This window comes from Alkalihalobacterium chitinilyticum (assembly GCF_029028005.1).
Taxonomy (GTDB): Bacteria; Bacillota; Bacilli; order Bacillales; family Bacillaceae_F; genus Alkalihalobacterium; species Alkalihalobacterium chitinilyticum.
This window is the reverse complement of record NZ_JAOTPO010000007.1, coordinates 73,025-87,757: the sequence shown is the minus strand read 5'-3', so window position 1 is coordinate 87,757 and position 14,733 is coordinate 73,025. Positions and strand designations below refer to the sequence as shown.

Below are 14,733 nucleotides of genomic sequence, written 5' to 3'. Positions count from 1 at the left end.
CTTAACATCCTTCCTTACTTAAAAGTTCATAAATGCTGACATCAGTTGTGCACCTTGAGCATTGGCTTGGTTGACGGCTTGTTCCATTCTAGAGAACTGCGCCCAGTAGCGGCTTTCGATATCGGCTAGTCGACGTTGGAAACGATCGATTTGGCTATCAACATCAAGAAGTTCTCGACCTAGTGTGAATTGTTGATTTGTCCGATTTTCGTTACCAGCACGAGATGTGACTTTTTGCATTGTGTCATTAATACTGGCACGTATTCTACCAACTAGGCCTGTCTCATTGTTAATTTGATTTCGTTGATCAGCGGTTCGCTCCGCTCTTGGAATGTCCGTTAATGATTTATCGGCTACATTATTAAAAAGTTGATGTACAGCCGATGGATCGTCTTCTAATGCTTGACGAAGTTTCGCTTCATCAATTTCTAATCGTCCACCGTCGCGGAAATTACTAGTTGTAGTAATCCCAATTTGAGACAATTGATTAAACCGTCCTGACGTCTGAACAGGAGTCGATAAATCATTTCGCATTTGCGTTAATATTGATGTCAGTAAGGGATCCCTTCGTAATAAACCACTTTTTGCTCTCTCATCCCACAAGTCAGCTTCACGTTCTGATAACTCGCGACGTTGTTCATCCGTTAATGGAGGGAAACCTCGATGTCTTGGTTCATTTAAACTAATTTGAATCTGCGCAATTGTATCGTTGTAATTATCAACAAAAGCTTTAATATTATCAAACGCTTGATCAGTATTAGAAGAAACGGTCACTGTTTCAAACCCATTTGTCGTTTGAAGGGCATTAAACGTCAAACCACCAATTGTAACGCGGTTAGAGTTTTGAGTAACGATAATTGGTTCTGCATCAGCACCAAACACTGGATTTCGAAATTCGACTTCTGCCTTTGTCCCTGCTGCTTCAGATGCTTGATTGATTTTTAGAACATCGGTTAGAAAGTCAGTATCGCCTGTGAATTCAATCTGCCACTCAGGCTGAGGACCTTCTTTCGGTCCAAATGATCCCGTATCGGTTCTCTCAAAAACTACACGGTCATAAGCACTATCATAGTAAGCACGTACTCCAAGCTTGGCATCGTTAATCTGTTTAAATAAATCATTTAAAGATTTGGATGTATCAATAGTAAATTCCTTATCTACTCTTTTCCCTGCACTATCAAAAGTAGTAATTGTAAATTTGTCCCCATCATAACTACTAATATTTTCTCCTAGTGCTGCTGTTTGATCGTTCAGCTTTGCCGAAGCAGAAACTTTTGAACTACCTTGTGAGATGTTTTCTGTACTAATATTCCTCGTACGAGTAGCTACTTGATTAACTTTAAATTCGTACGTACCATTTTGTACTGTGGATGCTGCACTAGCCGTAAAGGCTGATGAGTTAGAAGAAACAGCCTCCCGCGTATTAAAAGCTCCCGTTAACCGTATTGCAAACGCTGATTCCTCTAATGCCTTTAATTTTGTATTCATTTCTCGATAAGCATCTCGCTGCCACTCGATCGTTTGCTTTCGTTGAAAAAAACGATCTAATGGTTGTCGCTCTACTTGCATCAACTGTCTGATCATCGAATCTGTATCAATACCACTTGCTAAACCACCAATTCTCATTGTTTACACCACACTTTATATCTTTTTATCTATAAATAAACCGATTGTTTCTTTCATTGTCGCATAAATATCTAGTAATTTCTTAGGAGGAACTTCTTTAACAACTTCATTTGTACTCTCATCTACGATCGTAATGTAATACTCGTTCAATTCTTCATGAAGGTTGAACTTCAAACTTGTGTTAGCTGACTTTAAAAAATCATTCATTCCTTCAATTTTCTTTAGCACGTCATTGATGTTTTTCTCTTGATTAGTAGAAGATTGTTCGATTTTTCCGACTCTAGTATCATGATGAATAGGCTTTTCAGCTTTTAAAGGTTGCGGAACAATAGGACTTGTTGGAATAGGACGATTTATTTCCATAAGAATTCTCCCCTAAACTATTCTTTTTGTTTATATCGGCTACTTATGATAATTATTTAAGGGTTTTAAAATTTAATAACTGACAATAACTAAATAGACAGTTAGCCCTTAACATTAGATTTTTTTATAGTCTAATCCATATCTTGATATGCATGCTTGCTGACTAAAACACCTACAGAAATATCTTGAACCTAATGCCGCAGTTGAGCCACTGAAAGTCTAACTTTTAATAGCGGGGAACCGATTGTCCATAAAAATAATTCTTTTTCAATCATAGACAAATATTTTCCTGCTTCACCAATAATGTTGCGGTCAATTAACTCTATGTCCACTATTTTTTACATTCTGCGAGCCTCTTAGTTACCCTCTATGTCTTCGTGGCTTTGATGGACTTTCCTACTCTGATGATTATGAGGGACTAACAACTCCTACTGAAAAACAAATTATAGTACCTTTCTTAGAAGGGCAATTGAAACATTGAGTGGACTAATACTTACCTTGTAGATTGCAAATGGCTCATTTTTCGTATTGAGTGGAACAACGACACAGGCTTCTTTGTCCAAGTAGAATGGAATGGGGCAAGCTTCAGTCACATCCGCTGGAGACTGACAGAATCCTTCTCGTACAACAAACTATATTTTTTGACCATTCGTAAGCTATCAAAATTGGCTCTCTTTGCAGGTTGTTTCTTCTCTCCAGTTTCTCTATTCTTGTTTGACTGCTGATTGATACGTGTTCATTTCAGATTCCCCCTAATATTGAAATAGTCTCTACTCGAATAATGGAAGTAGAGGCTTAGGTCGCTTGTTTCTTGAACAAGTGCTCATTGAACAAACGTATTTTCAATTTTATAGTATATGTCTGAAGGTTCAGTTGTTACTGTGTGTATGTATTAACTCTTGTTTTATAATCTTGAATATCACAGATCGCTCTATTATAAATATGCTATTACGATTATTATATTAATCTTCCCAGAATTCTGTAATCTCTTATTGTTATGATTCCAAATATCATTTCCTTCTAATTGAATTACAATCTTCATATTAGGATATTCCTTTATATATTTATCATAAAGTGTCTCAATAGCGATTACTCCCTCATGAATATCACTTGTATTGAATGTTTCTAATAGTCTCTCGCTAAAATCTGTTGTTTCAAACCTAGTTACACTTATAATAAATTTAGCATTTGTCTTAATATACCTAGAAAATGCATTAACTAATTGTACATGTAGTGTATTAACCATTTTACTTCTCCTTATTTCCACAAAATTGTAAAAAGAGACCCTAGCATAACTAGAGTCTCCCTTAAGTTAGATATAAAATTAACGAAGTAATTGTAATACAGCTTGTGGCTGTTGGTTAGCTTGAGCTAGCATTGCTTGAGATGCTTGGTTAAGGATGTTAGAACGAGTAAATTCCATCATTTCCTTAGCCATGTCAGTATCACGGATACGAGATTCTGCAGCTTGTAAGTTTTCAGAAGCATTATCTAAGTTTTTAGTAGTATGCTCTAAACGATTTTGCCATGCACCTAGTTGAGAACGCTCAGATGATAATTCCTTGATCGCATTATCGATAGTTGTGATAGCACCATCGGCTCCACCTTGAGATGCAATATCCACTGCATGTACTGATAATACTGTAGTGGCACCCATATCTCTAATGCCGATAGTTAATGTTTGTCCTGCATCCGCACCAATATGAATTTCTTTACCAGTGAAGTTTCCATCAAATAACTTTTGAGTATTAAAAGTCGTATCTGTTGCAATTCTATCGATTTCTTGAATCAATTGTGCTACTTCTTTCTGTAATTCAGCACGGTCATCATCCGTATTTGTATCGTTTGCTGATTGAACCGATAATTCACGCATACGTTGTAAGATTGCATGTGTTTCGTTTAATGCACCTTCAGCAGTTTGAATTAAAGAGATTCCATCTTGTGCATTTTTTGAAGCCATATCTAAACCACGTACTTGAGCACGCATTTTTTCAGAGATAGCTAGACCAGCTGCATCATCACCAGCACGGTTAATACGAAGACCTGATGATAATTTCTCCATTGAGTTTCCGTTAGCGTTTAAGTTCATCCCCATCTGACGGTGTGCATTCATTGCATTTAAGTTATTGTTGATAATCATAATAATTTTCCTCCTTGAGTGTACTCCGCCCACGTCCTTGTGGTTGGATTTTGATAGTTTTGTAGGCAATAAGACCGATGCACCGGCCGGATACAACGTTCTTATTGCTGCTACATTATTTATATCGACTAGGTTCGGCAAAAGTTTAATAGTTTTTTAGGATTTTTTTGTTGTTCAATATTCTGTAACAAAATGGGTAATTTTGAAGTCTAAATACCTAGCATTCAACATGAAGGTTTGTAGGCACTCTAATATTTTTTTACATTATTGAGGTTAACTCTTGCTACTTTCCTCTCCAAAACCAGCATTCAACCAAATAAAAAACAGAACTTGCCCCGAGACAAATCCTGCTTTCTTTCATCCCTATTTCCCCTTCAAAAACTCCTGCAACCCCACTACTGAAACACTCGCAGCAGCTTGACTATTCTCCTCCTGAATAGCAAGATACACTTCTTTCCGATGGATATCTAAGTTTTTCGGGGCTTCGATCCCTAGCTTTATTTGATCTCCATCAACGGCAAGGACGGTGATTTCAATGTCATCCCCAATCTTTATGGATTGGTTCTTTTTTCTCGATAATACGAGCATTTACTTTTCCTCCCCCACCTTTGAGCCTTCGACGATCAGTTTGTGTTTTGTATCATATTCGCTTTCTACCATGACAAATTGTTTCCCTGTGTTTTTTGCTGTGTTTATTATGATTGGGCCTTGGAGGTTTACAGTTGATTCGGTGAAAGGCTCTTTAATGGTCACGATCGTATAAATAGCCACATCTTCTTCTTTTGCTATCTCAAGTATTTCAATAACACTATCGGATAGCTTAACCGAGTAATCTTGGAAAAAGTGAAACGGATTAACGACCATAAACGCTGTTTCCACTGTTTTCACGGACTGCAACATATAAAAAGGCGTTCCTTCTGCGAACGGTAATAAAACAAATTCGGTCTCTTCTTCAAATGCCGGTAGACCTTTAGAAAAGGTTAGTATGTCTTCTTCTACGATATTCACTTCTCCACTAAACTTCGTTTCAATCTTCATAACGTCACCACAACTTTCTAACTTATAAGTATTTGTTACCATCTTATAGAATTGTCATACCTGAATGCAATCTTTGTCTGTTTAATCCAGTTGTTTTATCTATCTGCTAAAATAAAAAGTCACCCATCAACCGGTGACCTTGTCATGTAGAACTACAACCCTTTATTCACATTAATGCCAACAGCCTGAAAGGAAATGCTGTTCTTCTGTTTCAGATATGCTTGGCTTTGCCATTTCGGGATATCAATCCGAGGTTCATTTCGATTGACACTGATTTGCACATCTTGACGGTTGACCTGGATGTTCGTTTCTCCTGGGTCATAATTGATCTTCACTGAAAATGGTCGCGGAATCATACCAACGTTAAAATCATACGTTTTAAATTGGCTGTTTGATTTAGCAATTTGTTGGATTGCACCGTCTCCATTTTCTATCTTCATTAGTTGATCCCCTTGCTGAGCAACTTTCGCGATATATTGCATCGCTTTTTGTTCGCCTCGGTTCACAACATCACTTAATAATTGTTTACTATTTTTTAAATTCGCATCAGCAAAAGCTTGTGATTGATCGATATGCAGCTTCGATGCTCTTTTGCTGATTCGTAAGATGTCGATATAGTTTTGGTCGATCTTTAAGTCAGCGTGAGGTTGCTGGATCCTCATCGCTGGCTTTTGCGACCTGATTCCGATTTCAGCACGATTAGTTGAAATATGTAATTGAGGCAGGTTCATTCAAACTCCCCCCTGTTATAATCGGTGCCAGGTACCATAAAAAGGTACCTGGCACCGTTCGGTTATGTTTTACCTTAAGAAGTCCATTAAGGTTGGCTGCATGATCCGGGCGCCGGTTGAAAGGGCTGCACGGTGGGTGCTTTCTTGTATCATTAGTTCCATGATGACACGCTCGATGTCAGCATCTTCGTTATTGGACATAATGCGTTTGGCGATAACCTCTTGATCCATCAAGCGGCGATCGACCATTTCGACACGGTTAATGCGGGCCCCTAATTCTGCACGCTCTGCCACAAGTTGGTCTATATGATGATCAAAATTACTAATTAATTTTGACAGATCCTCACCCAATGTATCTGGATCTTTCAACGCATTCTCTAGACGAATGATATCTCCAAAGAGAGCATTTGAAAAAATATTTTGTGGAGTTACCGTCACAGGCAGGGTTACGCCTTTTAAAATTTCGATTTCAATCGTTTGTTCGTTCGTTGAAACGGCACCCTTCTGGGAAACCGTCACTTCCCATTCTTTCAAAGGTTCACTAATCATTGCAGGAGGGTCGGCTTGACTATTTGGATCAGGGAACGTATGAGTCACAGCATTTGTCGGTTGATCGATTGTAATGGTAATGGACTCATTCCCATTCACATACGTATAGCTGTTACCATTCACATTATCAAACGAAAACACCTTACCGTTAAAAGCAACTTCAAGTTGATCTGTTTGATGGTTTGGAATCGCATTAAGCCCTAAATTCATCATATTTGCATTAACAGGCGCATTCGTTGTATTCGCACCATTGAAAATATATTTATTGTTCGATTTCGTATTCGCCATCGATTCGATATGGGCACGAAGCTGTTCGATTTCTTTTGCTATATTTGCCCGTTGCTCTGGTTCATAAGAGTCATTTGCAGCTTGAACGGTTAACTCACGAATACGATGAAGAGCTTGAGTCGTTATATCTAACGCCGAATCAGCCGTGTCCATCCAGTTGTGTACTTCCGCTATATTACGCTTGAATTGTTCAACCTCAGTCACTTGGGTTCGATAGCGCATCCCGTTCATCGCCACAACTGGATCTTGATGAGCTCGAGTAATCTTTTTTTGACTAGATAATTGATCTTGGAGTTTACCTAGACGCTCATACCCTTGATTGATATGACGTAAGGTATTATTTGATAGCATTGATTGAGTTACACGCATCTATTCATCTACCTCGCTTATAGACCAGAACGGCCCATTCGGTTAATAATTCGGTCTAGCATATCATCGATCATCGTGATGTTTCTTGCAGCAGCATTATAAGCATGCTGAAACTTTATGATATTAGTCATTTCCTCGTCTAGCGATACATTACTAGCAGACATTCTCCGTTCTTCTACAGCGGCTCTTAACGTATCTGCGTTCCGTCTCATGCGGTCAGCTTCTTGTGTATTCACTGCCATATCACCAATAATCCCCTGATAGAAACTTTGGACATTCGTCGTTGAACCGCCAAAATTGAGTGTACGATCTTTTACATTCGATAAAGCAAGTCCGTTCGTTCCATCCCCTGCATATCCTCTTGTAGAAGCTGCAATTTTATCTAGTGAATTTCTAATATCCTCTGATACTCGAAGATTAGCAGCAGCACCTTTCGGGTTATTAAGCGTTGGTTGATCTGCTAATTCGTTAAACGTAAAAAAGTTTATTCCCGGACCTTTGTTACCATTATTAATATCGTCTAAATTCCATCCTGATTGATGAACAGAATTAAATTCTTGAACAAACGTAAATACCATCACATCAAGCTGTTCCATCATCTTCGGATAAAGGCCTTGCTCTTCGTTATGCTCATCAAAATAACCGTAAGCTTCCATATTGGCAACAAACTTACCATGAGCCATGAACTCATCTATACGGAACGCTGCAATTCCACCCTCTATATCTATATTATTTGGAGATGAAAGAGTACCAGCAGGACCGAAGTAGATTTTTTCAATTAAACCTTTTTCACCATTTGGTTTATGTTCATATTTAACTTTTACTTCATTGATATGATTGTTTCTAGCGTCTACTAAAGTTACCCCAAGATCACGGCCATTTTCATCAGCTAGTTTAATTGTGTATAGTCCTTCCGCAACACTTGAAGGGTTTCCGCCACTTCGAACAGGTTCGACTCTTACATTTACAAGCTTTGAAAGTTCATCTACTAAAACATCACGGCGGTCATATAAATCATTAGGTACATAACCATGTGGCTCTACTTTTGAGATTTGTAGATTGATATTATTAATTTGATTGATTAATGAATTGATGTCACGAACGTTACCGTCAATTTCTTGTTGCAGGTCACGCTGTACGGTATTTAAAGAATCAGCCACATAATTGAACGTCTCTGCAAGTGCATATCCTTGTTGACGAACAACTGAACGCGCTCCTGAATCTTCAGGGTGAACAGATAAGTCTTGCAAGGCGTTCCAAAACTTGTCCATTGTTTTAGCGATTCCTTCTTCAGATGGTTCATTTAGTATATCTTCCATTTTATGAAGAGCATTAAATCTAGCATCCCAAAATCCATGTTTTGAGTTTTCATTTCTAAATTGCAGATCAAGAAACTGCTCCCGGTATCTCTGAATTGAATCTATTTTAACACCCGTCCCAATTTGTCCAGGTATACCCGGTCGTGAAAAAGAGGATCCAGGGAAAGGTTCACCTGGTGTTAAATTAACGCGTTGTCTTGAGTAACCTGGTGTATTAGCATTAGCGATATTATGTCCCGTCGTATGAAGGGCACCTTGATGGGCCATTAGACTGCGACGAGCCGTTTCTAGTCCGTGAAATGACGAAATCATTCAGTTGTTCCTCCGTTCTCTTCTCTCATTCGTGTTCTATTCATAATCTAGGCTTTCGAGTCAAATATCGAACGACTTGAACCTGCCTCATAGTTTTTTTGCATCGGTCGTTGATAGGTCACATCATCCGGTTCAGGTGCCATCAGGTCAAGGGAAAGGTTCACAAACCGCAACGAGTCTTCAATGAGCTGCTGGTTGAGCTCATTGTTCTGTTTTAATTTATCAATTTCTGACATTAAAGCCCGATGTATTTTAGTTAGGATAGGCTGTTCCTCTTTTGGCGCTAATTCTAATAGTTGATCCATCGTTACGCCTTCTGTTACCAAACCCTTGCTTTTTAAATACTCTTCAACGACAATCATACGATCCTGTTCAAGCTTTCTTAATTGGTGAATCAGGGCCCCCTCTTTCTTGATGAGTACATCTAAAGCAGGCATATCATTTTTTTGGATGACATCTGTTTTCTCTCGTGCAATCTCATTGAATGTTTTATGCAGTTTAGTAAGATCTGCTAATACAGCGATTACCGCTTTTGCTGACATACTCACCCCTCCTGACTGTCTCAATTATCATTGGTTCCAATAGTCGTAAAACTTATTGGCTATAGCTTGAGCATCAATCTTGTAATTTCCTGATTGAATTTGTTCTTTTAATTCATTAACTTTTTCTTGACGAGCAGCATCAATTTTTGTGCTTTGCTGAAGCTCTAAAGCTGCCTTCGAAATTTGAATTTCGTCCTTCTTCATTTTTGTTTCGCTCGTTGATGCTTGTTTTTCCACTTGCTTTCGATACGGGTTGCTTTGAATCGATTGATATGGATTAATCTTCATTGATGACACTCCTTCCTTTTAATTCCCTATACTACTTATATAGATAATATCGGAACTAAATCAATGATTATTTAACACTATTTTCGCTTAACATCATTATCAAATAAGTGATAAGTCGTTTGCTTTACCTTTTCTTGAGCCTGATTTCGTTCAGCAAGTTCTTCTTGTTCTTTATAACGTTTTAAATCCTTACTCATGTCGTTTCTACAACTAGAACAGATTTTCCCTTCTCGAATCATGGCTCCACATAAATCGCATGGGTATGCCAAGTTTGGAAACTGCGCTAATTGCAACCGTCCTTCACGGATAAATTGAAGGATATAATCTTCACTAACCCCCGTAGCTTCAACCACTTCTTGTAAAGTGGCTTTTCGATTATCTCTTTTTCGAATAAACGTATAAACAGTTTGATACATTTGATCAATTTCTCTATGACACTTATCACACACTGAACGCAGTGCTTTTATGAAAATTCCGCCACACCTTGGACAGTTTTCTAAATTAGGCATACGATTTCCCCCTGATCTACCTATTATACCCTATCGTTCTAATATTACCTTGTTCCCTCTTTAGATCACCGGCTACTGCATAGCAGAAAGGCAGTTGTTAAAGCCTAAGTGATTTCTTTATTCTTTATATCGGCAAGACAAGTTTGATTTTTTAGGGTTTTGTATGTCGAAGTAGGATTTTCTTTGTCGATTTAGGATTATTTCGGGTTTTTTCATATCATTGATCAACAAACTTTACTGTCATCATTTTAGTTATATCAGGGACAAATCAATACCTATTGATATGGTTTTTATTTCGGTGTAATTCATAGTATATCGGCTTAACTTTAATTATTTCGGCGTAGTTTTCAATATATCGGCGTAACACTGATTATTTCAGTTATTTCACCCTCTTGCCACTGTCAACGATGAAACCGACTTTGCACCGCAGTCCAGCAGTGCCTTTGCTGCATAGCGTACCGTCGCACCTGTTGTATAAATGTCATCGATCATGGTGATGTGTGCCTCTGCAATGTCTTTTCGTACATCGGCAACAATCACAAACGGATTTTCTGCCTTATGGATACGCGCGTCGCGAGTTTTTTTACTTTGCTTTTCTTCATGGTGTGCTCGCTTGAGGGCCTGTACTGGCTGGCCAATCATGTTGGCCAATACGTCCGCTTGGTTAAACCCTCGCTCATACAAGCGCTCGTTACTCAACGGAATGGGGACGAGCACTTTTCCTTTAAAATCACTGCGGTACAAACTTACTAGCGACTCACCGAATAACTCCCCTAGTGCATAATCGCCGCGGTACTTAAACTGAGCCATAATCTCTTTTAAAAAAGCATTGTATTTGTACAACGAGCGGTTTTTCTTTAGGACGTCTTGCCACTGCACGTCCTCTTCCCAGCGGATGCAGTCCCTGCACAAAGTCCTGTCATGAAAGGTTTCATCGAGGTCATTCAGCGACCGTCCGCATATTTCACATAGTGGCCCAACTAAGTTTTCAAGTTTCCTACTGCATGTATCACAAAGTAACTTCTCTTTTTCCACCCCAAATATCCCTGCCCAGCTCGCCCGTACTTGAAAGGGTGCATCACAATAAATACATTGCTTCATCCTTCAAAACCTGCTTCCTTATTCATCTGCACAATATGGCGTTTCGCTTCAACCATAGCTGTCGCCTTCCCATAATGAAAAAAAGTGATGTCACCGCCGGGAAAATCTTTGTGCCGGCCAACACGACCGGAAATTTGCACGAGTGCACTTTCTGTAAAAATCGCTTCTTCCGCTCCAAGTACCGCCACATCAATATTCGGTACGGTCACCCCGCGTTCAAGTATCGTTGTCGTAATGAGCAGTTGAATTTCACCCCTGCGAAATTGTGCGACTTTTTCATGACGTTGTGCATCTTCTGCATGAACACTGTCGCAAACAATCCCTAATTCTTTTAGTATTGGCACGAGCTGCTCGCCCACTTCAATCGTTGGCACGAATAAAAAAACTTGTTTGTTTTTTTCAGCGCGATCGATAAGCCAGCTTTGTACATTTTTCGGCAGGCTCTTCTTATCGACCTTTTTTTTCCAGTGCCCGCACCATTCAAACTGCGGTACAGGTAACGGGTGTCCGTGGTAACGTTTCGGTACTTTTATATGCGGAATTTTTATGAGTTCTGTTGAAGGAGTTGCAGTTAAAAAGACAGTCACTCCATCGTCTTTTTGTGCTTTTTTCACTGCAAACTGAAGGCTCTTATCATAGGAATACGGGAAGGTATCTACCTCATCGACAACGATGACGTCAAAGTAGTTTCGGTAACGAAGCAATTGATGGGTAGTCGAGATGACGAGTTGAGCGGGTTTGCCACGATCTTCACTTCCACCGTAGAGGGAGATGATGGATGCGGTTGGAAATGCTGCTTTGATTCGAGGGGTTAGTTCAACGACAACATCGGTGCGTGGCGCCGCGATCAATACATTTTTTCCTTCTGTTAAAGCGTGAGCGATACCTTCGAACAGCATTTCGGTTTTACCGGACCCGCAAACGGCCCAAATGAGAAAGGAAGTTCGTTCTTTAATGGCCTTGACTAGTTGTTTTGATGCTGCTTCTTGTTCATTGGATAATGCACCTTTCCAGGCAAGCACGGGTTCAGTAACTTGATATTTAGGCGCTGGGCCGGTCCATCGGATGAGCGGTGTACATTGCGACACTCTCCCAAGCATAATGCATTTACGGCAATAGCCGCACATGCGAAGACAGCGAGCGCACATAAAAAAGACGATGCGGTCCGCGACGTCGTTTCCGCACCGCGTACATGAGAGACGGCCGGAATGAAAGTCCATACCGCGAGTATAAGCAATATAGCCATTCTGATAATGTTGATCCAGTTCGTGCAGTGTAAAAGGAAGTTCATCAAGCAGGAGTTCGCGACCAGATAAAAAGGATTGTAAATCAGTAGAAAACTGAAAATCGGCGTTTCTCGAAGGATGCGACAAAGAAGGAAGTTGCCCAATCGAAGTCGGGGGCTTAACAACAGACGAGGAATGACACTTTTTTACGAGCGGTTCAGGAACTAAGAATTCGTTTCCATCCACCACTACAACAGCAAAGCGCAAAAGGTTCACCACCTTATTGAATTGGGGATTTTGATTTATACAGTTGTTTAATTTAGACGCACACTGGAAAAATCCTCTTGAGAAATGTAAATTTTATATTTTGTAAACATAATTTAATCTTGGCTTTCCAAAAGTTCTTCTAAAAATAGTAGCTTCTCTAATTCAACCCTCTCATGCACAAAAAACAAAAAACTTCCGCATCGTAATACGAAAGTTTTTATTACAATATTTTTCTATTAAAAGTTTACACTCAAAAACATACTTACCGCAATAGCTGTAGTACACCTTGCGGAAGCTGATTGGACTGAGCTAACATCGCTGTAGCTGACTGGTTTAAAATGTTTCTCTTTGTAAACTCGACCATACTTAATGCCATATCTGCATCGGTAATCCGCGATTCCGCCGACGTAATGTTTTCCTTATAGTTAGATGCATTACTAAGAATGTGTTCTAAGCGATTTTGATAAGCTCCCCACTTACTACGTTGAGTAGAAACCATGGCAATTGCTGCATCTAATCTGTCGAGGGCTTGAGTGGCTTCAGCACTGCTTAGAACAGATAGTTCATCAATTCCTAATTGTTCCGTACGTACATCCGAAAGTTCCATTTTAAACGTTTCTTCTTGGTTCGGTCCGACCTGAAGAATGAGTTCAAAAGGTCCTTCCTCTCTTTGAGTAGGTGGTGCGACTGAAGGAGGTACCGATTGACCAAAGAAAGTATTTACACTAAACGAAGCGCCACTTTCAACTGGTCTCTCATTCCACCAGACACTATACCCACTGTCTCCCACTGGACCACTCGGAACGAAATTCCAGTTATTCACTCGGTTGTATCGACCAATGGCAAATTGAGAGGGTTCTTCAATCACTGTAAACCCATCCATACTCTTCAATATACCATGAGCTTGGAATTCCGCATTTCCACCACTTCCAGTATTTTGGTTGTAAACGATAAACTCACTCGGAATATTCGCACCGGTGTAGACAGTTTCATTCGGAACCGGTTGACCATTCACAATAAACGGAGCGAAATCATCATTTCCAAGCATGGTATCAATATGATATAGCATTCCGATATTTTGAGGTTGTCCAGAAACATTCTTTATATCATATTTAATTTCATATTTGTCTTGGTACGGTCCAACAATTCGTACCGATTGGGTAATTTCTACACCATTCACTTGAAACACGGTTTGATGAGTACCATTTACTTCCTGTGTTGAGCTCGCTAGATTAGTATCGTATAATACAAAACTTTGACCATTAACCCTTATGGCTGGATAGGATGTACTTCCATTACCAAACACAAGTCGTTGATTATTATCTAACGAGGTTGTTGGATAGCCTTCAGCAGTAGCAAATTGAAATCTTCCATCACTTCCAACTGGCTGATTTGAGAGGACATTTCCTGCTGTTTGTCCGCCTCCACCATTATAGATTGTATGGTTAGGCGCAGTTCCATTTAATAGTTTAATACCATTAAATTCTGTATTATTCGCAATATCATCAATGCTTTGTTTCAGTTGAGTGACTTCACTTTGAATTTGTTGCCGGTCAAACTCATTATATGTGTCATTGGCTGCTTGAACAGATAGTTCCCTCATTCGATGGAGCATACTATGGATTTCGTTTAATCCGGCATCGGCAACTTGAACTAATGATATGCCGTCCATAATATTTCTTTCTGCTTGTTGCAAGCCGCGTATTTGTGTTTTCATTTTTTGAGAAATTGTTAAACCAGCTGCATCATCCGCTGCACGATTAATACGTAACCCCGAAGAGAGATTCTCTAACGCTTTAGATAGATGCTGTGTATTTTGATTTAATTGTCGATACGAGTTTAATGCAGGTATATTATTATTAATTTTCATCTGATTTCCACCACTAGGTTAGTTATTTATTTATTATATCGACAACCATACTGTTTTAATTAACAATTTTTGATAAATAAATAGGTACTTTCTATTATAACGATATTTGAATAGACTGCTATTTACTAAATTCATTTGTACAACCTTCAATACCGAAGCAGATACAAAAAAAACTTCCGCACGAATGTCATGCGG

The 14,733-nt window shown here is 39.3% G+C and carries 16 protein-coding genes; all 16 read right to left on the bottom strand.

Features of this window, described 5'->3' with window-relative positions:
- Positions 1 to 18: 18 nt before the first annotated feature.
- Positions 19 to 1,626, bottom strand: coding sequence for a flagellar filament capping protein FliD (gene fliD / locus N7Z68_RS11720; RefSeq protein WP_275118667.1), 1,608 nt, complete (start codon positions 1,624 to 1,626; stop codon positions 19 to 21).
- A gap of 15 nt (positions 1,627 to 1,641) precedes the next feature.
- Positions 1,642 to 1,989 carry a flagellar protein FlaG gene (flaG, locus tag N7Z68_RS11715; RefSeq protein WP_275118666.1) on the bottom strand — a complete coding sequence of 116 codons (348 nt, stop codon included), beginning with the start codon at positions 1,987 to 1,989 and terminating at the stop codon, positions 1,642 to 1,644.
- A 191-nt stretch (positions 1,990 to 2,180) separates the two neighbouring features.
- A complete protein-coding gene (locus N7Z68_RS11710; protein WP_275118665.1) occupies positions 2,181 to 2,321 on the bottom strand; it encodes a hypothetical protein in 141 nt (46 codons plus the stop codon).
- A 602-nt stretch (positions 2,322 to 2,923) separates the two neighbouring features.
- On the bottom strand, positions 2,924 to 3,235 hold the full coding sequence (locus N7Z68_RS11705; RefSeq protein ID WP_275118664.1) for a hypothetical protein: 312 nt from the start codon (positions 3,233 to 3,235) through the stop codon (positions 2,924 to 2,926).
- A gap of 78 nt (positions 3,236 to 3,313) precedes the next feature.
- Positions 3,314 to 4,129 carry a flagellin N-terminal helical domain-containing protein gene (locus tag N7Z68_RS11700; protein WP_275118663.1) on the bottom strand — a complete coding sequence of 272 codons (816 nt, stop codon included), beginning with the start codon at positions 4,127 to 4,129 and terminating at the stop codon, positions 3,314 to 3,316.
- Positions 4,130 to 4,492: 363 nt separating this feature from the next.
- Positions 4,493 to 4,717 (bottom strand): carbon storage regulator CsrA, encoded by a 225-nt coding sequence (gene csrA, locus N7Z68_RS11695; protein ID WP_275118662.1) that lies wholly within the window; start codon positions 4,715 to 4,717, stop codon positions 4,493 to 4,495.
- On the bottom strand, positions 4,718 to 5,167 hold the full coding sequence (fliW, locus tag N7Z68_RS11690) for a flagellar assembly protein FliW (protein WP_275118661.1): 450 nt from the start codon (positions 5,165 to 5,167) through the stop codon (positions 4,718 to 4,720).
- Between the two features lie 152 nt (positions 5,168 to 5,319).
- Positions 5,320 to 5,898 carry a DUF6470 family protein gene (locus tag N7Z68_RS11685; protein WP_275118660.1) on the bottom strand — a complete coding sequence of 193 codons (579 nt, stop codon included), beginning with the start codon at positions 5,896 to 5,898 and terminating at the stop codon, positions 5,320 to 5,322.
- 69 nt (positions 5,899 to 5,967) lie between these two features.
- Positions 5,968 to 7,104, bottom strand: coding sequence for a flagellar hook-associated protein FlgL (gene flgL / locus N7Z68_RS11680; protein ID WP_275118659.1), 1,137 nt, complete (start codon positions 7,102 to 7,104; stop codon positions 5,968 to 5,970).
- Between the two features lie 17 nt (positions 7,105 to 7,121).
- The gene (gene flgK, locus N7Z68_RS11675) at positions 7,122 to 8,735 is read right to left on the bottom strand and encodes a flagellar hook-associated protein FlgK (protein WP_275118658.1); all 1,614 of its coding nucleotides are present in this window, start codon (positions 8,733 to 8,735) and stop codon (positions 7,122 to 7,124) included.
- 47 nt (positions 8,736 to 8,782) lie between these two features.
- Positions 8,783 to 9,277, bottom strand: coding sequence for a flagellar protein FlgN (locus N7Z68_RS11670; RefSeq protein WP_275118657.1), 495 nt, complete (start codon positions 9,275 to 9,277; stop codon positions 8,783 to 8,785).
- A gap of 27 nt (positions 9,278 to 9,304) precedes the next feature.
- Positions 9,305 to 9,565 carry a flagellar biosynthesis anti-sigma factor FlgM gene (flgM, locus tag N7Z68_RS11665; protein WP_275118656.1) on the bottom strand — a complete coding sequence of 87 codons (261 nt, stop codon included), beginning with the start codon at positions 9,563 to 9,565 and terminating at the stop codon, positions 9,305 to 9,307.
- Positions 9,566 to 9,642: 77 nt separating this feature from the next.
- The gene (locus N7Z68_RS11660) at positions 9,643 to 10,074 is read right to left on the bottom strand and encodes a TIGR03826 family flagellar region protein (RefSeq protein WP_275118655.1); all 432 of its coding nucleotides are present in this window, start codon (positions 10,072 to 10,074) and stop codon (positions 9,643 to 9,645) included.
- A 384-nt stretch (positions 10,075 to 10,458) separates the two neighbouring features.
- A complete protein-coding gene (locus tag N7Z68_RS11655; RefSeq protein WP_275118654.1) occupies positions 10,459 to 11,175 on the bottom strand; it encodes a ComFC family protein in 717 nt (238 codons plus the stop codon).
- Positions 11,172 to 12,647: an ATP-dependent helicase ComFA gene (locus tag N7Z68_RS11650; RefSeq protein ID WP_502550504.1), complete on the bottom strand. Its 1,476-nt coding sequence runs from the start codon at positions 12,645 to 12,647 to the stop codon at positions 11,172 to 11,174. The genes N7Z68_RS11655 and N7Z68_RS11650 overlap by 4 nt, the downstream gene beginning before the upstream one ends.
- A 283-nt stretch (positions 12,648 to 12,930) precedes the next feature.
- The gene (locus tag N7Z68_RS11645; RefSeq protein WP_275118652.1) at positions 12,931 to 14,538 is read right to left on the bottom strand and encodes a flagellin N-terminal helical domain-containing protein; all 1,608 of its coding nucleotides are present in this window, start codon (positions 14,536 to 14,538) and stop codon (positions 12,931 to 12,933) included.
- Positions 14,539 to 14,733: the final 195 nt, after the last annotated feature.

Bases quoted from the DNA above. Each gene is read 5' to 3' on its own strand.
- flgL (WP_275118659.1), bottom strand. From the start codon at position 7,104: ATGCGTGTAACTCAATCAATGCTATCAAATAATACCTTACGTCATATC.
- N7Z68_RS11670 (WP_275118657.1), bottom strand. From the start codon at position 9,277: ATGTCAGCAAAAGCGGTAATCGCTGTATTAGCAGATCTTACTAAACTG.
- N7Z68_RS11705 (WP_275118664.1), bottom strand. From the start codon at position 3,235: ATGGTTAATACACTACATGTACAATTAGTTAATGCATTTTCTAGGTAT.
- N7Z68_RS11660 (WP_275118655.1), bottom strand. From the start codon at position 10,074: ATGCCTAATTTAGAAAACTGTCCAAGGTGTGGCGGAATTTTCATAAAA.
- N7Z68_RS11685 (WP_275118660.1), bottom strand. From the start codon at position 5,898: ATGAACCTGCCTCAATTACATATTTCAACTAATCGTGCTGAAATCGGA.
- flgM (WP_275118656.1), bottom strand. From the start codon at position 9,565: ATGAAGATTAATCCATATCAATCGATTCAAAGCAACCCGTATCGAAAG.
- fliW (WP_275118661.1), bottom strand. From the start codon at position 5,167: ATGAAGATTGAAACGAAGTTTAGTGGAGAAGTGAATATCGTAGAAGAA.
- fliD (WP_275118667.1), bottom strand. From the start codon at position 1,626: ATGAGAATTGGTGGTTTAGCAAGTGGTATTGATACAGATTCGATGATC.
- flgK (WP_275118658.1), bottom strand. From the start codon at position 8,735: ATGATTTCGTCATTTCACGGACTAGAAACGGCTCGTCGCAGTCTAATG.
- N7Z68_RS11655 (WP_275118654.1), bottom strand. From the start codon at position 11,175: ATGAAGCAATGTATTTATTGTGATGCACCCTTTCAAGTACGGGCGAGC.
- flaG (WP_275118666.1), bottom strand. From the start codon at position 1,989: ATGGAAATAAATCGTCCTATTCCAACAAGTCCTATTGTTCCGCAACCT.
- N7Z68_RS11700 (WP_275118663.1), bottom strand. From the start codon at position 4,129: ATGATTATCAACAATAACTTAAATGCAATGAATGCACACCGTCAGATG.
- csrA (WP_275118662.1), bottom strand. From the start codon at position 4,717: ATGCTCGTATTATCGAGAAAAAAGAACCAATCCATAAAGATTGGGGAT.
- N7Z68_RS11645 (WP_275118652.1), bottom strand. From the start codon at position 14,538: ATGAAAATTAATAATAATATACCTGCATTAAACTCGTATCGACAATTA.